17 protein-coding genes are annotated in these 23,381 nt (G+C 52.6%); 16 read left to right on the plus strand and 1 reads right to left on the minus strand.

The window, feature by feature from the left end:
• Positions 1–27 precede the first annotated feature (27 nt).
• The 10 genes from ispG to RTX96_RS15280 all read left to right on the plus strand — a co-directional run bounded on the left by ispG (position 28) and on the right by RTX96_RS15280 (position 10,239).
• A complete protein-coding gene (gene ispG, locus RTX96_RS15235) occupies positions 28–1,146 on the plus strand; it encodes a flavodoxin-dependent (E)-4-hydroxy-3-methylbut-2-enyl-diphosphate synthase (RefSeq protein ID WP_103818867.1) in 1,119 nt (372 codons plus the stop codon).
• Positions 1,147–1,251: 105 nt separating this feature from the next.
• Entirely contained in the window at positions 1,252–2,526 is a 1,275-nt protein-coding gene (gene hisS / locus RTX96_RS15240; RefSeq protein WP_103818868.1) for a histidine--tRNA ligase, read from the plus strand.
• A gap of 36 nt (positions 2,527–2,562) precedes the next feature.
• Entirely contained in the window at positions 2,563–3,183 is a 621-nt protein-coding gene (locus RTX96_RS15245; protein ID WP_103818869.1) for a YfgM family protein, read from the plus strand.
• Positions 3,184–3,193: 10 nt separating this feature from the next.
• The gene (gene bamB / locus RTX96_RS15250; protein WP_312671490.1) at positions 3,194–4,372 is read left to right on the plus strand and encodes an outer membrane protein assembly factor BamB; all 1,179 of its coding nucleotides are present in this window, start codon (positions 3,194–3,196) and stop codon (positions 4,370–4,372) included.
• A 130-nt stretch (positions 4,373–4,502) separates the two neighbouring features.
• Positions 4,503–5,987 (plus strand): ribosome biogenesis GTPase Der, encoded by a 1,485-nt coding sequence (der, locus tag RTX96_RS15255; RefSeq protein ID WP_312671491.1) that lies wholly within the window; start codon positions 4,503–4,505, stop codon positions 5,985–5,987.
• Positions 5,988–6,286: 299 nt separating this feature from the next.
• Complete coding sequence (locus tag RTX96_RS15260; protein WP_312671492.1) at positions 6,287–7,831, plus strand: peptide MFS transporter; 1,545 nt, start codon at positions 6,287–6,289, stop codon at positions 7,829–7,831.
• A 154-nt stretch (positions 7,832–7,985) separates the two neighbouring features.
• Positions 7,986–8,408 (plus strand): hypothetical protein, encoded by a 423-nt coding sequence (locus RTX96_RS15265; protein ID WP_312671493.1) that lies wholly within the window; start codon positions 7,986–7,988, stop codon positions 8,406–8,408.
• A complete protein-coding gene (locus tag RTX96_RS15270; protein ID WP_103818874.1) occupies positions 8,405–8,794 on the plus strand; it encodes a hypothetical protein in 390 nt (129 codons plus the stop codon). The genes RTX96_RS15265 and RTX96_RS15270 overlap by 4 nt, the downstream gene beginning before the upstream one ends.
• Before the next feature lie 14 nt (positions 8,795–8,808).
• Complete coding sequence (locus tag RTX96_RS15275; RefSeq protein ID WP_103818875.1) at positions 8,809–9,030, plus strand: zinc ribbon domain-containing protein; 222 nt, start codon at positions 8,809–8,811, stop codon at positions 9,028–9,030.
• Positions 9,031–9,096: 66 nt separating this feature from the next.
• Positions 9,097–10,239 carry an MFS transporter gene (locus RTX96_RS15280; RefSeq protein WP_312671494.1) on the plus strand — a complete coding sequence of 381 codons (1,143 nt, stop codon included), beginning with the start codon at positions 9,097–9,099 and terminating at the stop codon, positions 10,237–10,239.
• Between the two features lie 7 nt (positions 10,240–10,246).
• Here the strand turns inward: RTX96_RS15280 and xseA are convergent, their stop codons facing one another.
• Entirely contained in the window at positions 10,247–11,620 is a 1,374-nt protein-coding gene (xseA, locus tag RTX96_RS15285) for an exodeoxyribonuclease VII large subunit (protein ID WP_312671495.1), read from the minus strand.
• A 157-nt stretch (positions 11,621–11,777) separates the two neighbouring features.
• On the opposite strand from xseA, the gene guaB reads away from it, so the two are divergent.
• The 6 genes from guaB to RTX96_RS15315 all read left to right on the plus strand — a co-directional run bounded on the left by guaB (position 11,778) and on the right by RTX96_RS15315 (position 23,377).
• Positions 11,778–13,244, plus strand: a complete 1,467-nt coding sequence (guaB, locus tag RTX96_RS15290; protein WP_103818878.1) for an IMP dehydrogenase — start codon at positions 11,778–11,780, stop codon at positions 13,242–13,244.
• 79 nt (positions 13,245–13,323) lie between these two features.
• Positions 13,324–14,901, plus strand: coding sequence for a glutamine-hydrolyzing GMP synthase (gene guaA, locus RTX96_RS15295; protein WP_312671496.1), 1,578 nt, complete (start codon positions 13,324–13,326; stop codon positions 14,899–14,901).
• Between the two features lie 243 nt (positions 14,902–15,144).
• Positions 15,145–16,023: a transposase gene (locus tag RTX96_RS15300; protein ID WP_312671497.1), complete on the plus strand. Its 879-nt coding sequence runs from the start codon at positions 15,145–15,147 to the stop codon at positions 16,021–16,023.
• Positions 16,024–16,288: 265 nt separating this feature from the next.
• Positions 16,289–17,191, plus strand: a complete 903-nt coding sequence (locus tag RTX96_RS15305) for a hypothetical protein (RefSeq protein ID WP_312671498.1) — start codon at positions 16,289–16,291, stop codon at positions 17,189–17,191.
• Positions 17,192–18,107: 916 nt separating this feature from the next.
• Positions 18,108–20,951, plus strand: coding sequence for an archaeal ATPase (locus tag RTX96_RS15310; RefSeq protein WP_312671499.1), 2,844 nt, complete (start codon positions 18,108–18,110; stop codon positions 20,949–20,951).
• A 26-nt stretch (positions 20,952–20,977) separates the two neighbouring features.
• Complete coding sequence (locus RTX96_RS15315; RefSeq protein WP_312671500.1) at positions 20,978–23,377, plus strand: adenosine deaminase; 2,400 nt, start codon at positions 20,978–20,980, stop codon at positions 23,375–23,377.
• The last annotated feature ends 4 nt before the right edge of the window (positions 23,378–23,381 follow it).

Raw genomic sequence — 23,381 nt, forward strand, 5'->3', positions numbered from 1 at the left:
CTGACGGGCAACGCGGGAGAGTTTTCAATGCATAACCAGGCCCCTATTCAACGTAGAAAATCGAAACGTATCTACGTGGGGAATGTACCCATCGGCGATGGTGCCCCTATCGCCGTTCAGTCAATGACCAATACCCGCACCACGGATGTGGAAGCGACGGTTAATCAAATCAAAGCCCTGGAGCGCGTTGGTGCGGATATTGTCCGCGTCTCCGTGCCGACGATGGATGCGGCGGAAGCCTTTAAGCTCATCAAACAGCAGGTCAGCGTTCCGCTGGTCGCGGATATCCACTTTGACTACCGTATTGCGCTGAAGGTGGCGGAGTATGGCGTCGACTGCCTGCGTATCAACCCAGGCAACATCGGTAACGAAGAGCGTATTCGCACCGTTGTTGACTGCGCACGCGACAAAAATATTCCGATCCGCATCGGGGTTAACGCCGGATCGCTGGAGAAGGATCTGCAGGAGAAGTATGGCGAGCCGACGCCGCAGGCGCTGCTGGAGTCCGCCATGCGCCATGTGGATCATCTGGATCGTCTTAACTTCGATCAGTTCAAGGTGAGCGTCAAAGCATCCGATGTCTTCCTGGCCGTTGAGTCCTATCGCCTGCTGGCGAAGCAGATCGATCAGCCGCTGCACCTCGGGATCACCGAAGCCGGTGGCGCACGTGCCGGCGCGGTGAAATCAGCCATCGGCCTCGGACTGCTGCTCTCGGAAGGGATCGGCGATACGCTGCGTATCTCGCTGGCGGCAGATCCGGTCGAAGAGATCAAAGTGGGCTTTGATATCCTCAAATCCCTGCGCATCCGCTCCCGTGGCATTAACTTTATTGCCTGCCCAACCTGCTCCCGTCAGGAGTTTGACGTTATCGGCACGGTTAACGCCCTTGAGCAGCGCCTGGAAGATATCATCACCCCGATGGACGTCTCGATCATCGGCTGCGTGGTGAACGGCCCGGGTGAAGCGCTGGTCTCTACCCTCGGCGTGACCGGCGGCAACAAGAAAAGCGGCCTGTATGAAGATGGCGTGCGTAAGGACCGGCTGGACAACGGCGATATGATCGCCCAGCTGGAAGCCCGCATCCGCGCCAAGGCCTCGATGCTTGATGAAGCCCGCCGCATTGACGTTCAGCAGCTGGAAAAATAACGTAGCTGGGAAGCGGCTGGCTTCCCGTGTATGATTGAACCCGCAGGGCCCGCACGTTCGGGTTTGCCCTGAGGGTTCATTTTTATATTTATAAAGAGAATAAACGTGGCAAAGAATATTCAAGCCATTCGCGGCATGAACGATTACCTGCCAGGCGACACCGCCATCTGGCAGCGCATTGAAGGCACACTTAAGAACGTGCTCGGCAGCTACGGTTACAGTGAAATCCGCTTGCCGATTGTAGAGCAGACCCCGTTATTCAAACGCGCCATCGGTGAAGTGACCGACGTGGTTGAAAAAGAGATGTATACCTTTGACGACCGCAACGGCGATAGCCTGACGCTGCGTCCGGAAGGTACGGCGGGCTGCGTACGCGCCGGCATCGAACATGGTCTCCTGTACAATCAGGAGCAGCGTCTGTGGTACGTCGGGCCGATGTTCCGCTACGAGCGTCCGCAGAAAGGGCGCTATCGCCAGTTCCATCAGCTGGGCTGTGAAGTCTTTGGCCTGCAGGGCCCGGACATCGACGCCGAGCTGATCCTACTCACCGCCCGCTGGTGGCGTGCGCTGGGCATCGCCGATCACGTTAGCCTGGAGCTGAACTCCATCGGCTCGCTGGAGGCGCGTGCCAACTACCGCGATGCGCTGGTCGCCTTCCTTGAGCAGCATAAAGATAAGCTCGACGAAGACTGCAAGCGCCGAATGTACAGCAACCCGCTGCGCGTGCTGGACTCTAAAAACCCGGACGTGCAGGCGCTGTTAAACGATGCGCCGGCGCTGGGCGACTATCTGGACGACGACTCTCGCGAACACTTTGCTGGCCTGTGCAAACTGCTGGAAGCGGCAGGCATCGCCTATACCGTTAACCAGCGTCTGGTACGCGGGCTCGACTACTACAACCGTACCGTCTTTGAGTGGGTTACCAGCAGCCTTGGTTCTCAGGGCACAGTCTGCGCAGGCGGCCGCTATGATGGCCTGGTAGAACAGCTCGGCGGTCGTGCAACGCCGGCGGTAGGTTTTGCGATGGGTCTAGAGCGACTTGTTTTGTTAGTTCAGGCAGTTAATCCGGAATTTAATGCCGATCCCGTTGTCGATATATACCTGGTCGCGTCGGGTACGGATACGCAGGCCGCTGCGCTGCAGCTGGCCGAGCGGGTCCGCGATGCTGTGCCAGAGGTTAAATTGATGACCAACCACGGCGGCGGCAACTTCAAGAAACAGTTTGCCCGTGCCGACAAGTGGGGCGCTCGCGTCGCGCTGGTGCTGGGTGAGTCAGAAGTGGCTGACGGCAACGTGGTAGTAAAAGATTTACGCTCTGGTGAGCAGACGACCGTAGCGCAGGATAGCGTTGCCGCGCATTTGCGCACACTACTGGGTTAATCTCCCCGGGGAACTATCGTTTAGGAGAAGGACTGCGTGGAAATCTACGAGAACGAGCACGACCAGGTTGATGCGATTAAACGCTTCTTTGCCGAGAATGGCAAAGCGCTGGCCGTTGGGGTTATTTTAGGCGTTGGCGCGCTGGTAGGCTGGCGCTACTGGACAAGCCATCAGGATGATTCCGTGCGCGAATCCTCCTGGGCTTATGAAAATGCCGTCTCGGCGCTGCGGGCGGATAAGCCAGAGACGCTGGCGGCGGCAGAGAAGTTTGCTGCTGATACGAAAAACACTTACGGTGCCTTTGCCTCCCTTGAGCTGGCCCAGCAGTTTGTAGAAAGCAACCAGCTTGATAAAGCCGCAGCGCAGCTGCAGCAGGGTCTGGCCGCTGCCAGCGATGAGAACCTCAAAGCGGTAATCAACCTGCGCCTGGCGCGCGTTCAGATACAGCTGAAACAGGCCGATGCGGCGCTGAAAACCCTGGAGTCAATCAAGGGTGAAGGCTGGACGGCCATCGTAGCCGATCTGCGCGGTGAAGCCCTGCTTAGCAAGGGCGATAAGCAAGGTGCGCGCAGCGCCTGGGAAACGGGCGCAAAAAGCGACGCTTCTCCAGCGCTGAGTGAAATGTTGCAGATGAAAATCAATAATTTGTCCATCTGAGAGGGACCCGATGCAATTGCGTAAATTACTTCTGCCAGGGCTGCTTTCGGTCACCTTGCTGAGTGGCTGTTCTCTGTTTAATGGCGAAGAGGACGTTGTCAAAATGTCCCCGCTGCCGACGGTAGAGAACCAGTTTAATCCGTCCACCGCGTGGAGCACCTCTGTCGGCAACGGCATTGGCGACTTCTACTCCAACCTGCATCCGGCGTTTGCCGACAGCGTGGTTTACGCTGCCGATCGTCATGGGACTGTGAAAGCCGTCAATGCAGACGATGGTAAAGAGGTGTGGTCTGTCAGCCTGGCCGAGAAGAGCGGCTGGTTCTCCACCCGTCCGGCACTGCTCTCCGGCGGCCTGACGGTGGCTGGCGGCCACGTCTACGTTGGCAGTGAAAAGGCGCAGGTCTATGCCCTGAACACTAATGATGGCTCCCAGGCCTGGCAGACCACCGCCGCCGGGGAAGTGCTCTCCCGTCCGGTCGTGAGCGACGGTCTGGTGCTGATCCATACCAGCAACGGCCAGCTGCAGGCGCTGAACGAGAGCGATGGCGCAGTGAAGTGGACCGTTAACCTCGATATGCCAGCCCTGTCGCTGCGCGGTGAATCCGCTCCGGCTCCGGCCTTTGGCGCGGCGATTGTCGGCGGCGATAACGGCCGCGTCAGCGCGATAATGCTGAAAGAGGGGCAGATGATCTGGCAGCAGCGTATCTCCCAGGCCACCGGCGCAACGGAGATCGATCGTCTGAGCGACGTCGATACGACGCCGGTTGTTGTGAACGGCGTGGTCTATACGCTGGCCTACAACGGCAACCTGACCGCGCTGGATCTGCGCAGCGGCCAGATTATGTGGAAACGCGAGCTGGGCTCGGTGAACGATTTCATCGTTGACGGCAACCGCATCTACCTGGTTGACCAGAACGATCGCGTGCTGGCCCTGACGACTGACGGTGGCGTCACGCTCTGGACACAAAGCGATCTGTTGCACCGTAACCTGACCTCTCCGGCGTTGTATAATGGATCTATCGTAGTGGGTGATAGCGAAGGCTATATGCACTGGATCAATCCGGAAGACGGACGTTTCGTGGCGCAGCAGAAAGTTGACAGCTCTGGTCTGCTGACCGAACCGGTTGTCGCCGATGGCAAACTGCTGATCCAGGCGAAAGACGGTACGCTCTACGCGATTACGCGTTAAATACGGCGGTCGTTAGCATTGAAAAACGGCTCCTGTTTCAGGGGCCGTTTTACTGTTTTTAATTTTTACTGATTTACCAGCGGCGCGAATCGGCGACGTTGACAATGATTTTTTGAATGAGGCTTTAAACATGATTCCTGTGGTCGCGCTTGTCGGACGCCCGAACGTTGGCAAATCCACCCTTTTTAACCGCTTAACGCGTACTCGTGATGCGCTGGTAGCGGACTTCCCGGGGCTGACGCGCGACCGTAAGTACGGTCGGGCCGAGGTTGAAGGCCGCGAGTTTATCTGTATCGATACCGGCGGTATTGACGGTACGGAAGACGGTGTAGAAACCCGTATGGCCGAGCAGTCCCTGCTGGCAATTGAAGAGGCGGATGTGGTGCTGTTTATGGTGGATGCCCGCGCAGGCCTGATGCCTGCCGACGAGGCCATTGCCAAACATCTACGCTCGCGTGAAAAACCGACCTTCCTGGTTGCCAACAAAACCGACGGCCTCGATCCCGATCAGGCAGTCCTTGACTTCTACTCCCTCGGTCTGGGCGAGATCCACCCGATTGCCGCTTCGCACGGACGTGGTGTGACCAGCCTGCTGGAACACGTGCTGGTGCCGTGGATGCAGGAAATCGATCCGCGTGAAGAGGAAGAGGCGGATGAGGACGCGGCCTACTGGGCACAGTTCGAAGCCGAGCAGAACGGTGAAGAAGTTGAAGAGCCGGAAGATGACTTCAACCCGCTGGATCTGCCGATCAAGCTGGCTATCGTTGGTCGTCCGAACGTCGGTAAATCCACCCTGACCAACCGCATCCTCGGCGAGGATCGCGTGGTGGTGTACGATATGCCGGGTACCACCCGCGACAGTATCTACATCCCGATGCAGCGCGACGAGCGTGAATACGTGCTGATCGATACCGCAGGCGTACGTAAGCGCGGCAAGATCACCGATACCGTAGAGAAGTTTTCGGTAATCAAAACCCTGCAGGCGATTGAAGACGCCAACGTGGTGATGCTGGTGATCGACGCCCGGGAAGGCATCTCCGATCAGGATCTCTCCCTGCTGGGCTTTATCCTCAACAGCGGCCGCTCGCTGGTCATCGTCGTCAACAAGTGGGACGGCCTGAGCAATGAAGTGAGAGAGCAGGTTAAAGAGACCCTCGACTTCCGTCTGGGCTTTATCGACTTTGCGCGCGTGCACTTTATCTCTGCCCTGCACGGCAGCGGCGTCGGCAACCTGTTTGAATCCGTGCGTGAAGCCTATGACAGCTCGACCCGCCGCCAGAGCACCGCGATGCTGACCCGCATCATGAACATGGCTGCAGAAGATCACCAGCCGCCGCTGGTGCGCGGTCGCCGCGTGAAGCTGAAATACGCTCACGCCGGTGGTTACAACCCGCCGATCGTGGTCATCCACGGCAACCAGGTGAAAGACCTGCCGGATTCCTACAAGCGCTACCTGATGAACTACTTCCGCAAATCGCTGGACGTCATGGGTACACCGATCCGTATCCAGTTCAAAGAGGGGGATAACCCGTTCGCTAACAAGCGTAACACCCTGACCCCGAACCAGATGCGTAAGCGTAAGCGTTTGATCAAGCATATTAAGAAAGGCAAGTAATCCCTGCCAAATTCGATAAAACCCGCGCCTGTCGCGGGTTTTTTTCGTCTGTTGAAAGCGTAAATTTTCCTGCGCTATGTCAAACACTATTCGTTATTAGCCAACTTTAAAACTAAGAAAGTAGACAAACGTCGAGTTTTCGTCTTAAAGTCCCGGGGTTGGGGCTAGACAAAACTAGCGCCAGATTATCAAATGGTTAGATAACCCTTCGCCGTATGTAAAAAAATCGGTCAGATACGTAACTGGCCGGCGTACATCGCGGTGTTCACCTGCACAACGACATACCTTTCGGGAGAAATATGCAATCCTCTGTTAATCACCAAGAGAGCCGAACGTTCTTCGGCCATCCCTGGCCGCTCGGCTCGCTGTTCTTCACCGAGATGTGGGAGCGTTTCTCGTTTTACGGCATCCGTCCGCTGCTGATCCTGTTTATGGCGGCCACCGTGTATGACGGCGGGATGGGGCTGGCGCGTGAGAATGCCTCTGCCATTGTCGGCATTTTTGCCGGTACTATGTATCTTGCTGCTCTACCGGGTGGCTGGCTGGCGGATAACTGGCTCGGCCAGCAGCGCGCAGTCTGGTACGGCTCAATCCTGATTGCCCTCGGCCACCTGTCGATTGCACTCTCTGCCTTTATGGGCGACAACCTGTTCTTTATCGGCCTGATGTTCATCGTGCTCGGCTCTGGCCTGTTCAAGACCTGTATCTCGGTCATGGTCGGCACGCTGTATAAAAAAGGGGATGCGCGTCGCGACGGCGGTTTCTCGCTGTTCTATATGGGCATCAATATGGGCTCCTTTATTGCGCCGCTGATCTCCGGCTGGCTGATTAAAAGCCACGGCTGGCACTGGGGCTTTGGTATCGGCGGCATCGGGATGCTGGTGGCGCTGATTATCTTCCGCGTGTTTGCCGTTCCAGCCATGAAACGCTACGACAGCGAAGTGGGGCTGGACTCTACCTGGAACAACCCGGTGGTGAAGAGAAACGGCGTGGGCATGTGGCTGCTGGCGCTGGCGGTTGGCGTGGCGGTGGTCGTTACGCTGATCGCGCAGGGCGTGATTGTCATCAACCCGGTCGCGGTCGCCAGCATGCTGGTCTATGTGATTGCTGCATCGGTGGCGCTCTACTTTATCTACCTGTTTATCTTTGCGGGCCTGACCCGTAAAGAGCGGGCCCGACTGCTGGTCTGCTTTATCCTGCTAGTCTCCGCGGCGTTCTTCTGGTCTGCGTTTGAGCAGAAGCCGACCTCGTTCAACCTGTTCGCCAATGACTATACAAACCGCATGATCGGTAATTTTGAAATCCCTGCCGTGTGGTTCCAGTCAATCAACGCGCTGTTCATCATTCTGCTGGCCCCGGTATTTAGCTGGGCGTGGCCGAAGCTGGCGAGCATGAACATTCGCCCGAGCAGCATCACCAAGTTCGTGATCGGTATTCTCTTTGCGGCGGCAGGCTTCGGCTTGATGATGCTGGCGGCACAGAACGTGCTGAACAACGGCGGGGCAGGGGTTTCTCCCTTCTGGCTGGTGGGCAGCATCCTGATGCTGACGCTTGGCGAGCTGTGTCTCAGCCCGATTGGTCTGGCGACCATGACCCTGCTGGCTCCGGAAAGAATGCGCGGGCAGATGATGGGGCTGTGGTTCTGCGCAAGCGCGCTGGGTAACCTGGCGGCAGGCCTGATTGGCGGTCACGTGAAGGCCGACCAGCTTGATATGCTGCCAGATCTCTTCGCCCGTTGTTCCGTTGCCCTGCTGATCTGTGCCGCGGTGCTGATTGTCCTGATTATTCCGGTCCGCCGCATGCTGGAAAATGCGCAGGCTAAACCGGCCGTTAACGCCGGGTAACATCTCAAATTAAGCCCGCTTCCCGCGGGCTTTTTTATATCCATAAAGCACATAACGAAGCATTAAAGCGCAAGTTATCGGTATCTCTAAAGTCGTACCCTATGTGAACTCTTGGTCTTGAGGATGGTACAAGTTCATTCCGGTAAGGGCAGTCATGCAAAGAGAACGGGCTTTTAAAAAGCGATACATCTTCGCTCTTGTCGTCATTTTACTGGCATGGATAGCGTATATGCTGCCCAGCTGGCTTTTCCCTGTGGGATATACGCTCTATAAAAAAGTTCCTGTAAGCGAGAAGGCGAATATCTATGTAGTACAGACCGATGCGGGAGCGACGACAGCGTATTCGTACCGTTATTACGTGGTGGATGCAAAAGTAAGCGATGATGATTTCATGACTAATATTGCTGACGCTGCGCCTTTCCTAAACACGAAGGATGAAAAAGCCGTACTGAACGTGAAGGATAGCCAAATCTACCTCCGCGTTCACGGTGAAATTTACTCTTTTGATAGCCCTGCTTTGTATCGAAGTGGTGCTGATATCCATAGCGTTGCTATTCATCTTGATGCTGCGCCATGAAGAGAGGGTTTAACTGGCGTACTGGGGCTGTTTTTGTTTTGCTTATCTTTGGGTTCTGGGCGTACCAGTTCCGTGATCTGTTTACCGTATATGAACAGCTGAAGGGTAGTATGAGTGTAAACGATGAGCTAACTCTGTATATCACCCAGGCGGCGTCTAGTTCACTTTCAAAGGATACATATCGTTACTATCTCTATGATGCCAAGAAAAGTCCTGATGATTTCATGGCGCATGTAAAAGATGTGGAACCTATTATGATCACTGACGACTATAAGGCTAATGCAGAAGTGAAAGACGGGCAGATTTATTTACACGTTCGCGGAAATGTCTATTCCTTCAAGAACGCAGGCTACAGTGTTAGAGTCCATCTCGATGCTGCACCTTAACACCTGGAGGCGTTATGCAACTGACCTGTCCTAACTGTGATAAGCCGATGGAGCTTGTTGGCACCCATGCGCATTGTGAAAATTGTAACCTCGATGTGGCGTTAGAAGCACGCTGCCCCGATTGCCATCAGCCATTAGAGGTGCTCAAGGCCTGCGGCGCGGTAGATTACTTCTGCCAGCACGGCCACGGGCTGATCTCGAAAAAGCGCGTCGAGTTCGTCATGCCTGACGCCTAATCACAAAATTTGCGCAATCATCTCTTAGCACTTACGTTTTTAACTGCTCATAAAAAGAGAAACGTAATGAAAAGAGACGTAGCGTTGGGAGTCACCGGCTTTGCCTTGATCGCCGTAACCTATGGGATGGCGAGATTTTCATGGGGGCTCATGCTGCCCGATATTCGGCAGGAGATCCCTTTCACGCCAGAAGTCGCTGGCTTAATTGCCGCCTGCAGCTACGTAGCCTACTGCTTATCCGTCTTCATCGCGTCCTTTTTGACCAGCCGCTTCGGCCCACGCGTCACGGCAATATTGGCTGCCGTTGTGGCCGCCGTCGGGTTGCTTATCCTGGCTTTTGCGGCTGCGCCGCTCTATCTGGCGCTCGGCCTGTTTGTTGCAGGTACAAGCTCTGGACTGGCCTCTCCCGCCTTGGCGGGGGCCGTGAACGACGCCGTCCCTGATGAACGCCAGACGCAGGTGAATACGACCATTAACGCCGGAACAAGCGGGGGCATCATTCTGTCCGTCCCCATTCTTTTTTTCATGCCGGGCGGGTGGCGTGTCTCCTGCATGGTTTTCGCTTTACTGGCGCTGGTATGCCTGCTCGCTGCGTGGCGTACTCTGCCTAAAAGTGCGTCTAAATCGACAGAGGGATCGCCGCACTGGCGCGCCCTTTTTCGCAAGCCGGGCATGTTTCGGCTGTTAGTTATTGCTTTTGTCAGCGGTATTGCCAGCGCGGCATGGTGGAGCTTTGGGCCTGAGTTACTTCAGCAGCACACCAACGTGGATAGCGCGATGACAAATATCCTGTGGCTGGTAAGCGGCGGAGCAGGCGTCATCGCCGTGTTTACCGGCACCGTGGCGCGATGTATCGGCATGCGGGGCGTTTACTGGGGATCGCAGTTCTTTATGGCAGCGTCTTTAGCTGCGCTGGCTGTGAGCCACGGTTTTAACAGGTGGCTTTTTCCGGTGGTGGCGATGAGTGGCGCAGGATATGTCATTTTGTCCGGCGTGCTGCTGGTACAGGGCGCGGCGATTGCTCAACCTTCACCAGCGGCCGGCGTCAGTATGGCTTTTCTGATGCTGGCCGCTGGGCAGGTAGCAGGCTCGATTCTCTTTGGACAGCTCTATGGCACTATCGGCGCGGTTGGCGCATTGGCTGTTTTTTCTGGCCTGTCCTGGATAATGCTTGCCGTTACGCCTGATAAACATCATCAGGCGAGCTAGCGTCAGGTCAGGTTTTTTTGCGTGCCCGTGTTTTTTTAGCAACGGTCACGCCTTTCACTTCACTTTCCACCCAGCCATCCGCCAGGCGGGTGGTGAGCATATCTCCGGCTTTCACCTGTTTGGTTTGCTTCAGCACGTTGCCATCTGTTGCAGTGGTTACGCTGTAGCCGCGTGCCAGCGTGGAGAGGGGGCTGACGGCTTCCAGGTGCGTAACCGTATTGCCGAAGCGTTCGCGGGTGGCGCTGAGCCTGGCGCTTATCAGTTGGGCCAGACGGTACTCCAGCTGCTGCACCCGATTCTGGGCGCGATGAATACGCGGCTGCGGTGAATGCTGGTTAAGACGCTGGGCCATCCGCTGCTGACGCTGACCTGAACGCTTAAGCTGGTTATCCATCGCGTAGGTCATCCGCTGGCGCAGCCGCTCAAGCACGGTTTGCTGACGCGCCAGCCGCAGCTGCGGGTGCTGCTGTTGTAGCCGATGCTCCAGCTGGGTAAAGCGACGGGTGCGGTTAGCGAGGTAGTAATCCATCGCCATCTCCAGTCGCTGCTGGCCGCTTTGCAGCTGACGCAGCAGCTCAAGCTGGTTGCGGCTGACCATCTCTGCGGCGGCGGACGGCGTCGGCGCACGCAGGTCGGCCACAAAATCGGCGATGGTGACGTCGGTTTCATGGCCGACGGCGCTGACGATGGGGATCTGGCTGGCGAAAATCGCCCGCGCCACCCGCTCGTCGTTGAAGCTCCAGAGATCCTCCAGCGAGCCGCCGCCGCGCCCGACGATCAGCACATCACACTCCCGGCGGCTGTTCGCCAGCTCAATAGCGCGAACGATCTGTCCCGGCGCGTCTTCGCCCTGTACGGCGGTAGGGTAAATCACCACCGGCAGGGAGGGATCGCGGCGTTTAAGCACGTGCAGGATATCGTGTAGCGCGGCCCCGGTTTTCGAGGTGATCACCCCCACGCAGTGAGCGGGGGAGGGGAGTGGCTGCTTGCTCTGCTGATCGAACAGTCCCTCTGCTGCCAGCTTCGCCTTTAGCTGCTCATACTTCTGCTGTAACAGGCCTTCGCCTGCCGGCTGCATGCTTTCGACGATGATTTGGTACTCGCCGCGCGGCTCGTAGAGCGTAATGCTGGCGCGGACCAGGATCTGCTGTCCGTGCTGGGGGCGGAAGGTGACCCGACGGTTGCTGTTGCGGAACATCGCGCAGCGTACCTGGGCAGTATCATCCTTGAGCGTGAAGTACCAGTGACCGGAGGCAGGCTGGGTAAAGTTTGAGATCTCACCGCTGATCCAGACCTGGCCAACTTCTCTTTCCAGCAGCAGGCGCACCGTCTGATTCAGGCGGCTAACGGTAAAAATTGCGGGGGATTGCATCGATGACATGTGAGCCAGATCAAATTTTAAATCAGAAGGTTAATTAATCGATAGTAACCCGATGGGCCGCAATCGCAACTATTTTTCCAAAAAAGTGTAGATGCAATCGGTTACGCTCTGTATAATGCCACGGCAATATTTAACCACCCGGTCAGAGATATTGCCCATGCTACGTATCGCTAAAGAAGCCCTGACGTTTGACGACGTCCTCCTCGTTCCCGCTCATTCTACCGTTCTGCCGAATACTGCCGACCTCAGCACCCAGCTTACCAAAACCATTCGCCTGAACATTCCTATGCTCTCCGCAGCAATGGACACCGTGACGGAAGCACGCCTGGCTATCGCCCTGGCGCAGGAAGGGGGCATCGGTTTTATCCATAAAAACATGTCCATCGAGCGCCAGGCAGAAGAAGTTCGCCGCGTGAAAAAACATGAGTCCGGCGTGGTAACCGATCCGCAGACCGTACTGCCGACCACCACCCTGCGTGAAGTGAAAGAGCTGACCGAGCGTAACGGTTTCGCCGGTTACCCGGTGGTGACCGCTGACTACGAGCTGGTGGGCATCATCACCGGTCGTGACGTGCGCTTTGTTACCGACCTGAGCCAGCCGGTAAGCGTATACATGACGCCGAAAGAGCGTCTGGTTACCGTGCGTGAAGGCGAAGCCCGCGACGCCGTATTCGCTAAAATGCATGAAAAACGCGTTGAGAAGGCGCTGGTCGTTGACGAAAACTTCCACCTGCGCGGCATGATCACCGTAAAAGATTTCCAGAAAGCTGAACGTAAACCGAACGCCTGTAAAGACGAGCATGGCCGTCTGCGCGTAGGCGCTGCGGTAGGCGCGGGCGCGGGCAACGAAGAGCGCGTTGATGCGCTGGTTGCCGCTGGCGTTGACGTCCTGCTGATCGACTCCTCCCACGGCCACTCTGAAGGCGTGCTGCAGCGTATTCGTGAGACCCGTGCTAAATACCCTGACCTGCAGATCATCGGCGGCAACGTGGCTACCGGCGCAGGCGCGCGCGCGCTGGCCGACGCTGGCGTCAGCGCGGTGAAAGTGGGTATCGGTCCAGGCTCTATCTGTACTACCCGTATCGTCACCGGCGTGGGTGTTCCGCAGATCACCGCGGTTTCCGACGCGGTTGAAGCGCTGGAAGGCACCGGCATTCCGGTTATCGCTGACGGCGGCATCCGCTTCTCCGGCGATATCGCTAAAGCAATCGCCGCAGGCGCGGCGGCGGTAATGGTTGGCTCCATGCTGGCCGGTACCGAAGAGTCCCCAGGCGAGATCGAACTTTTCCAGGGCCGCTCTTACAAATCCTACCGCGGCATGGGCTCGCTGGGTGCGATGTCTAAAGGCTCCTCCGATCGCTACTTCCAGACCGATAACGCCGCTGACAAGCTGGTGCCGGAAGGTATCGAAGGCCGCGTGGCGTACAAAGGCTACCTGAAAGAGATCATTCACCAGCAGATGGGCGGCCTGCGCTCCTGTATGGGTCTGACCGGCTGTGGTACTATCGACGCGCTGCGTACGCAGGCTGAATTTGTACGCATCAGCGGAGCGGGCATTCAGGAGAGCCACGTTCACGACGTGACCATCACTAAAGAGTCCCCGAACTACCGCATGGGTTCCTGATTTAATTTATAGGCCGGGTGGGCGTAACGCTGCCCGGCACTTATTTTCTCTATCTGCTTCTGCCTCGGAACAATCGTCAATGACCGACAATATTCATAAGCATCGCATTCTTATCCTCGACTTTGGTTCGCAGTACACCCAGCTTGTTGCCCGCCGCGTGCGTGAGCTGGGCGTCTACTGTGAGCTGTGGGCCTGGGACGTCACCGAAGCCCAAATCCGTGAGTTCAACCCGAACGGGATCATCCTGTCCGGCGGCCCGGAGAGCACCACTGAACACAACAGCCCGCGCGCGCCGCAGTATGTATTTGAGGCAGGCGTACCGGTATTCGGCGTTTGCTACGGTATGCAAACGATGGCGATGCAGCTTGGTGGCCACGTTGAAGGCTCTAACGAGCGTGAGTTTGGCTATGCTCAGGTTGAAGTGAAAACTCAGAGCGCGCTGGTGCGCGGTATTGAGGACTCCCTGAGCGCAGAGGGCAATCCGCTGCTGGACGTGTGGATGAGCCACGGCGACAAAGTTACCGCTATCCCGGAAGACTTTGTGACCGTTGCCAGCACCGAGACCTGTCCGTTCGCCATTATGGCTAACGAAGAGAAGCGTTTCTACGGCGTGCAGTTCCACCCGGAAGTGACCCACACCCGTCAGGGCCTGCGTATGCTGGAGCGCTTTGTGCGCGACATCTGCGAGTGCGAAGCGCTGTGGACCCCGGCTAAAATCATCGACGATGCCGTTGAGCGTATCCGCAAGCAGGTTGGCAATGACAAGGTGATCCTTGGCCTCTCCGGCGGCGTGGACTCCTCCGTGACCGCGATGCTGCTGCACCGCGCCATTGGCGATCGCCTGACCTGTGTATTCGTGGACAACGGCCTGCTGCGCCTGAACGAAGCCGAGCAGGTGATGGATATGTTTGGCGACCACTTCGGCCTGAACATCGTTCACGTTGAAGGCGAGCAGCGCTTCCTCGACGCGCTGGCCGGTGAGAACGATCCGGAAGCGAAACGTAAAATCATCGGCCGCGTATTCGTTGAAGTATTTGACGAAGAGGCGCTGAAGCTGGAAGACGTTAAGTGGCTGGCGCAGGGGACTATCTACCCTGACGTTATCGAGTCCGCTGCATCCGCGACCGGTAAAGCACACGTTATCAAATCCCACCACAACGTGGGCGGCCTGCCGAAAGAGATGAAGATGGGCCTCGTTGAACCGCTGCGTGAGCTGTTCAAAGACGAAGTGCGTAAGATTGGTCTCGAGCTGGGCCTGCCGTACGACATGCTCTACCGTCACCCGTTCCCGGGTCCGGGTCTGGGCGTGCGCGTGCTGGGCGAAGTGAAGAAAGAGTTCTGCGACCTGCTGCGTCGCGCTGACGCTATCTTCATTGAAGAGCTGCGTAAAGCTGACCTCTATAACAAAGTGAGCCAGGCGTTCACCGTGTTCCTGCCGGTACGCTCCGTAGGTGTGATGGGCGACGGCCGTAAGTACGACTGGGTTGTCTCCCTGCGTGCAGTTGAGACCATCGACTTTATGACCGCACACTGGGCGCACCTGCCGTACGATTTCCTGGGGCGCGTCTCTAACCGCATCATCAATGAAGTTAATGGTATTTCGCGCGTGGTCTATGACATCAGCGGGAAGCCACCGGCTACGATTGAGTGGGAATGATGGGTAGCTAGGGTATAGCGGTTCGTGCCACATGCAAGATATTAACCCTCTGCTTTTACAGAGGGTTTTTTATGGGTTGCATATTTATATACTTGCTCTTCCGGACTTGTCTGGGACCATTGTAATAGGAAATTGAAGGTCAGCTTTGTGCCAGAAGCGGACGTATTCACTCTACACTAAGTTAATCAACGGGGAGCAGGTCAATGGTATAATGATAAATTGCTTATTTAAACAGGAGGTTTAATGCGCCTATCAAGATCATTATGTAAAGCCGTAGGCGACACGTTAGCTAACACGGCGTCACATTCAGCACTTGAAAATCTTTTTATAACAGCAGGAGCACCGGGCAACCCTGAGGGTACTCATAGTGTCAGATGGAAGAACTGGCTCTACATAGCCGGACAAGATCCTGAGACGGATAGCTTGGCGGTCTTGGGAAGCGTCATTGAAGAATTCATGGATTCACCACCTTCAGAAAATAGCGACAAATATAGTGAGTGGCAAGATAAGAAAGCCAACCTTGAAGCCGTATTACATGATAACGGCCTTAGATATTACCGCTTTGGGAGAGTGTTGCCTTTAGGTCAAATCCCCTCCACTGATATCCCCAATGAGGAAACTATTCAAGCGCTACAACAACCCGTAATGCCTACAAAAGTTGAGGTACTGATTGAAAGGTTAGTTAAAGGGTTGCATCGAGCTATGCATCCTCTTACGCATAGAAGAAGAGGTAGCCAGCCTCTTACGTTTGACAGTGAGTATGACGTGCAAGATTTACTCCACTCTCTGTTGAGACCCTGGATTCAGGATATACGACCCGAAGAGTATACCCCTAGCTATGCGGGCTCCAGTACCAGAATGGATTTCCTTCTTCCAGTGCATGAATTGGTGCTGGAAACAAAAATTGTACGAGATCGCTCACATGCTAAAAAAGTAGGTGATGAGCTTATCATCGATATTGAACATTACAGGCGACACAGCCGCTGTAAGAACCTATGGTGCGTAATATACGATCCTAATCATTACATAACTAATGCACCAGGCCTGATAGCAGATTTGGAGGGAGTGAGAAACTCAAAAGATGGTGAGGTAACTGTAAAAGTCTATGTTATATGTAGTTAAGGATTATCTAATTTAACAACTTTTTTAATCCTAACCAGTTATACCGCCAGTACTGAGGCCAAATTTAGTTGACCAAGACACTGTCGCATTCGCTTTTACGTCTTTTCAGGTATTTATTGTGGCTTGCAGTTGGGTGCTCCAATTGGCCATTCACTGGCACTAAATGCACGATGACTAAGGACGAAGAGCGCGGCTTTACCACGTTTAATCACCTCAAAGCCTTTCGTATAATGAGGTGTGACGCCTTCTGCAAAAGGATTTCTTCGTGGATCTTTTTCCTGATATTGAACAGGCTGTACCTTTACCCCATGAAGAAGTGCTTCGCTACATGGTATGTAAAATCCGTGATAACCGGTCGGAAGAATGGCTTACAGAGATGTGCAGGAAAAATAACCTTTCTGATGTCTGTCAGGATTATCTTCAAAAGGGAGTGCTGAAGGCTCTGGAGGGTGAACCTGATGTGAGCTTTTACCCACCAAGACTGACGATTGAGCTGGTGCCCCGAACATGCTGGTTCGATAACGTCAGAAGTGCGGTATCTTCAACGGACTGGAAACGGTTACGGCAACAAACGGCCAGAACAGCAGGGTGGAAATGCCAGGTCTGCGGCGGAAAGGGGCCCCGATGGCCTGTAGAGTGCCATGAAATCTGGCATTACGATGATGACCATCAGTATCAGACCCTCAAAGGGCTCATCGCGTTATGCCCTTCATGCCATGAAGTCAAACATATGGGGTTCAGCGAGCTCCGGGGTAAAAAGGACGAAGCGGTGGCTCATCTGGCTCTGGTCAACGGCTGGTCTCTTCAGGGCGCATTTGACTATGTGGATGAAGCTTTTGACGTATGGCGGGCACGATCTCGTCATGCCTGGCAACTGGATATCTCGTGGCTCGAAACGCAGGGGATTAAACTCAAGGATGAGACAGCAGCAGAGGGCGACAACATTCCTGCTGAAAATCAGCCTTCACTGGAGCTTGAGGTTCCGCCTGTCGCGATGGAGAGCACTGCAGTGTCCGCCGTCGTGGAACAAGAAAGCAATTCTGGCGAGATGGGGCAAATCCTGAAGGACAAAACTGTATCCCGCTCATCGTCCGCATGGCCAGCGTTCTGGTCAGTCTGCCAGCGGGTGTTCTACCAGGTGAAAAAGGTGATACGGGAGCAGTGGTGAATAAACCCGTGGCGATGCATTCCCGGTGAGAGAGGCGAATGAGTTCAGAGCCGGATCAAAACGCATCGCTGTTTTCATGATGTTATTTCGATCTGACTGGCGATAAGCGTATCCACTTAACTCTGTACCGGCGTCAACAGATCGACACCGGTCTCCGTTACATGGATAGAGATGATGAGACTGTAGCGAGCTTCAGAATCATAGCGGGTCAGAGCACGCCGTAATTTCCACCAGCGCTGCCTCCGGGCAAACGGTTTGGTTGTTGGCAATGGAAGGGCAAAGCTTGTACAGGAGATATGTCATTGATTTTTGTATGTGGGAATGAGTGTCCGCTTTGTGCCAGAAGCGGACATTTGTTGTTCATATGGATTAATACTAATAGTTGTTAATTTTCGCCATAAAACAGACTTGCGTTGAGCAAATAAACAGGCAACACTTTTTTGTTGCTGAAGAAGGTAAAGCTAGCTAATTTACGCACTTAGCCTAGATCAAACTAAAATAAATGGCTAGAAAAAGTAATAATATACCAGCACGCTTATGGTAACAGGAGCAGTAACTGGCTGTTGCCAATATTTATCAATAAGTTAACGCTAGTATATTATCTGTTAGATCTAGTGAAGGTGTGTCGACACAATATGAGCATGTTATGCGTTATCCTCGGTCCCACACTCCGTGCAGTAATGTCTGCGCGACAAAGCGAACCGTTCAGTCGCGAGGATGGGGGCAGTGAATGAGGTGGTCAGTTTTACCAGCGCTCCAGGTAGCTTTGTAGGATGGATTGTGGCGAAGTGCCCTCCAACGAACTGATTGAAGCTAAGGGCATTGAGCATTCCATGAATCAACTCAGTGGAAATTTAAAGCACCAGTCTGATGCTCAGGCTGGCAAAAAAATAAAAATAAATGGATTGATACGGACATGACAGACAGCGTACAGACTGAAACAACCGAGGGAAAAATCATCATCAACTTGTTTGCTCCCAATCTTCCCGGAAGTACCAAAGAAGATGATCTCATTCAGAAATCTCTGCGTGATCAGTTGGTCGAAAGTATCCGAAACTCGGTTACTCTTCCTGACACCGATAAGCCTGCTGGGCTAACACAGTTTATTGATGAGTCCGGTCGTAATGTATTTTTTGTGGATGGTACTCGCGGTGCGGGTAAAACCACTTTTATCAATAGCGTGGTCAAATCTCTGAACAATGACCAAGGTGATGTAAAAGTTAGCATCAAGTGTTTGCCGACCATCGACCCTACCAAGTTGCCGCGTCATGAACCAATTTTGGTCACTGTGACTGCCCGTCTGAATAAAATGGTGTCCGACAAGTTAAAAGGATGCTGGGCGTCGAATGACTATAAAAAACAAAAAGAACAATGGCAGAATCACCTTGCGCAGCTCCAGCGTGGTTTACATCTGCTCACAGACAAGGAATATAAGCCGGAATATTTCAGTGATGCTTTGAAGCTGGATGCCCAGCTTGATTATTCCATTGGTGGCCAGGATTTGTCAGAAATCTTTGAGGAACTGGTTAAACGAGCGTGTGAAATTCTCGGCTGCAAGGCCATTTTGATCACCTTTGATGATATTGATACTCAGTTTGACGCGGGTTGGGATGTACTTGAATCTATTCGTAAATTCTTTAATAGTCGGAAATTGGTGGTGGTGGCGACAGGTGACTTGCGCCTATATTCCCAATTGATTCGCGGTAAGCAATACGAAAATTACAGCAAAACTTTACTCGATCAGGAAAAAGAGAGCGCCCGCTTAGCAGAGCGAGGCTATATGGTTGAACACCTTGAACAGCAATATTTATTAAAAATTTTTCCGGTACAAAAGCGTATTCAACTGAAAACCATGTTACAACTGGTCGGCGAAAAAGGAAAAGTCGGTAAAGAGAAGATCAAGGTTAAAACCGAGCCTGGCATGCAGGATAATGATGCCATAGATGTTCGGCAAGCGATTGGCGATGCTGTTAGGGAAGGCCTTAATTTGAGAGAGGGCTCTGATGCTGACATGTATGTGAATGAACTGCTGAAGCAGCCAGTGCGGTTGTTGATGCAGGTGCTTCAGGATTTCTATACCAAAAAATATCATGCTACATCGGTAAAGCTTAGTGGTAAACAAAGCAGAAATGAAAGGCCTGATGAGTTATCAGTTCCGAATTTACTTAGAAATGCCTTATATGGTTCGATGCTAAGCAGCATTTATCGCGCAGGGTTAAATTATGAACAGCATCGGTTTGGTATGGATTCGCTCTGTAAGGACATTTTTACCTATGTGAAGCAGGATCGTGATTTTAATACAGGATTTTATTTGCGGCCTCAGTCTGAAAGTGAAGCATTACGAAATTGCTCTATTTACTTAGCAGCTCAGGTAAGTGAAAACTGTCAGGGCAGTCTGTCAAAGTTCCTACAGATGCTTTTGGTTGGTTGTGGTTCTGTCAGTATATTCAACCAATTTGTGACCGAGTTAGCACAGGCTGAAAATGATAGAGAAAAATTCGAACAGCTTGTTATTGAATATGTAGCTTATATGTCTGTTGGCAGAATTGAAAGTGCCTCACATTGGGCTAATCGGTGTTGTGCGGTGGTTGCAAACAACCCTAATGATGAAAAGATTGGTGTTTTTCTTGGCATGGTGCAGTTAAATCGTAAATCACGCCAAAACATGCCTGAGGGTTACAAAAAATTTAACATTGATACTGAGAATGGCTTGGCAAAAGCCGCAATGGCGGCTTCCTTGAGTACGGTAGCTTCAAATAACCTTATGGATTTCAGTAGTGTTTTTAATCTGATTGGTGCTATTGCAGATATCTCTGCATGCCGTAGTGAAAGGTCTGCCATTACTAATGCTTTTAATAAAGTTATAGCTCAGTCAACATGTATTGTTCCCCCATGGAGCGAGGCTGCTGCTCGTGCAGAAATGAAAGTCTCAAGTAAAAGTGTGGATAACGATGCTGCTGTTTTGGATGTTGACCTTGATCCCAAGGATGATGGTGTAACTGATGAAAGTCAGCAGGATGACGCAACGGAATTTTCTGATGCCATTACTAAAGTTGAGCAATGGCTTAAAAAAGTAAACAAAATTGAGATTGAAATTCGTCCGTCGGCACTTTTGATTGGTAAAGTATGGAGTCGATTCTATTTCAACCTTAATAATGTGGCTGATCAGCATAAAACCAGACTCTTTAATGATGCAGAGTATGGACGAATGGCCAGTCAATCAAATGCTGCGAAAATTATGCGTTTTAATGTTTTAGCTTTTCTTCATGCGGTATTGGTTGAAGAGAGCTTATATCATTCGGTTAGTGATAGGGAATATCTCGGTGAGGGGTTGAGACTAAATCCAGTTACTTCGGTTGATACGTTTGAGAAAAAGATAAAAGTAATTAGTGATGAATTGAAAGCGGGTAAAAAAACATGGAAAGATACCCATCCATTGTTTTTCTTATTAATTAGCTGTCCAATTCTACATCCGTTCATTTTTCCTGTTGGAGGGATTAATTGTTCAGCCAAAGCACTGAGCAAGGAAGTAAGTTTCTATGAATTGATTGGTGAAATTGTTGGCGAAAAATTACTTCCTGATGGGGAATGGGACTATTTGTCTAAAAATGGTAATCGAGAAATAAACATTAAACAACAGATGTCTCAAAACACTATAACATCGCTGAATTCCTCCACAATCGTCGGAGCATCATACGATAAGCCTACGCCAGCTAGGAAAACCAAGTCGCCTTCATTAAGTGGCGGCGAAGAAAAATGATAATGGCCTTCGTATAAGGATTGGGTATGGAAAGGTTTCTTCTTAACTCAACAGTACTGTTGCATAGGCTGAGCACAGTCTCTTTGGATGAGGTATCACTTGAGGAGAGGGTGGAGTCATCTGTGTTCCTTGCTCAATACGAACAGGTGCGTAGTTTGCCTGATCATGTAGCTAAATCGGCTTGGTCATCTTTAGTGCAGCAAATCAAACAGCAGAATATGAAACTCGGCCCAGTAGCAGCCTTACGCCAGATAGCTGAAAAGTTTATCAAAAACGAGAAAGGTGGCCCCAAAATCGATCTACCTATGTTCTCGGAATGGCAAACGCTGATGAGCCGAGTGTCGTGCCTACCAATTATGGCGTGTCATCAGATATTTAACCCTGGGTCTGCCAGTCAGGAATATAGCTTTCGCTGGCCTTTATACCCATATCACCCGACGGTTGAAGACTACATTACCCGTGAATGCCTACACGAAACTCACCAACATCTGAATGGCAGTACTAGTGCGGAAGAGTGTTGGCTGGATGCACTCAAGCACCCGGAAGCGAGCGTTAGAGATTTCGAGAAGGGCTGGGCATCTCAAGAGATGAAACAACTCTGCGCCCAGATTGACCCCTCTCTGACGCCTGAAATCTTCAAGGATCGTTTGCAAATCGCCTGTAATATTCGCGAAATTCTTTGTCGGGTTGCTCAGGGCGTGGAGTTGCCAGAATGGATAGCATCAATGCAGTATCCGCAGCAGTTGGCGGATAGCACAATTCTGCATAATGGCCAGGAGTATGGGTTTGCGACGGTTTGGCCAACTGACGACAAATACAGTCAGGAGTCTGAATTTTGCTGGCTAACCGGGTTGTTGGAAAAATGGCGGTATAATGCGCCCGAAGGGTTAGAACGACTGCTTTGGATTTACCTGCTGATTCAAAATCAGTACTTGACCTTACTGGTTCAGCGAGACGATTTTTTCGGTTTTGATCAGTTCCAGAATTACACCATGACGGAGTTGAGGGAGGAAACAGAGAAATCTTATTTGTCTCGTTTTAAACATGCCCATGGTGCTGGTGTGTATTCTCAGGTGCGTTATCTGGAAGGACGTTTTGCTCCGAAGAGCGACCCAAGCAAAATGCAAAAACTGCTCTTCAGTGTGTTAAGAGGATATTGGGAATACCTGGGTGCTCATATGTCTCTGGAATGGGTGCATGAGAAGCCGCTGACTATGTCGCAAGTGCTCGATAACCTCGAACTGGTTGAACCTCATGGCAAGTGTGCAGAACTGGCGCTAGTGCCGCACTTTATCAAAAGAAAGCCAAAAAATGGTGAGGTCTATCCTTACGCATTACTATTCAAAGACCTGAAAAATCAGGCAGCTATTCTGATGGACATGCTGAAGTCTGAACCGCGCCTGACAGGCTGGATTCGAGGAGTGGATGCCGCAGCTAATGAGATGCACGCGCCACCGGAGTTGTTTGGCCCCTTGTTCCGGGTGCTAGCCAAATCAGGTATTGCTCATTTTACCTATCATGTTGGCGAGGACTTTCCGCATCTGATCAGTGGTATTCGATCCATTGATGATGCCTTGAGATTTTTGCCATTGCGTAATGGCGACCGTCTTGGTCACTGCACGGCGATTGGCATCACACCTAACATCTGGAAACGCTCTTTGCCATTGTCTTTGTCCATGACCAAAGAGACGAGATTGCTCGATTTGGTGTTTATCTGGCGGGAACTTCGAAGTCATCCAGAACTGCTGCGTTACGCCAGTGATGCAGCGATTGAAGCAGTTCGCTTGGCCCATAAAGTGTTTTCGCTGGAAGAAGAAGTCTCGATTACCACCCTTGATCAGGTATTTGAAATGCGAGGGCTGTTGGCGGAATCGGAAGGTCTACTAGGTGAACTAAATGGGCCATTAAAACCCAAATCCCTCTGGTTGGAAGAGTACGAGCGCGCCAGAGAGTTGGTTAAAACGACGGGTATGAAAAGGCCGCTGAAGTTGTATAAGCAATGGCTTACATCTGACAATGTGCGAAAGCAGCGTGCTGAATATGTTGAAGTTGCCTTGGAATATTTGCCGGATGAAGCGGTTGTTGCATTACAACAAGCTGTAATGGCAAAAATGGCAGACCGAAACATTGCGATAGAATGCCCTCCGACCAGCAATACCCGTATCAGTCAGTATCGAGATGTCAGCGAGCATCATATCTTTCGCTGGATGGGCTTGCCGGGTGAGGCGATTGAAGGTGATGTTCCTATGTCTATTTGTCTTGGATCTGATGATCCGGGGATCTTCGCCGCAGATTTGAAATCCGAGTTCTATCATCTGTTCATTGTGTTAACCCGAAATTTCGGTTTGTCGCCAGCGGAGGCTTTGGGAAAGGTGGCAGAGGTGAATGAGAATGGGCGGATTTATCGCTTTCATGAAGTCAGCTAGCCTG

It is taken from the genome of Pseudescherichia sp. (assembly GCF_032052675.1).
In the GTDB taxonomy this organism is placed as follows: Bacteria; Pseudomonadota; Gammaproteobacteria; order Enterobacterales; family Enterobacteriaceae; genus Pseudescherichia.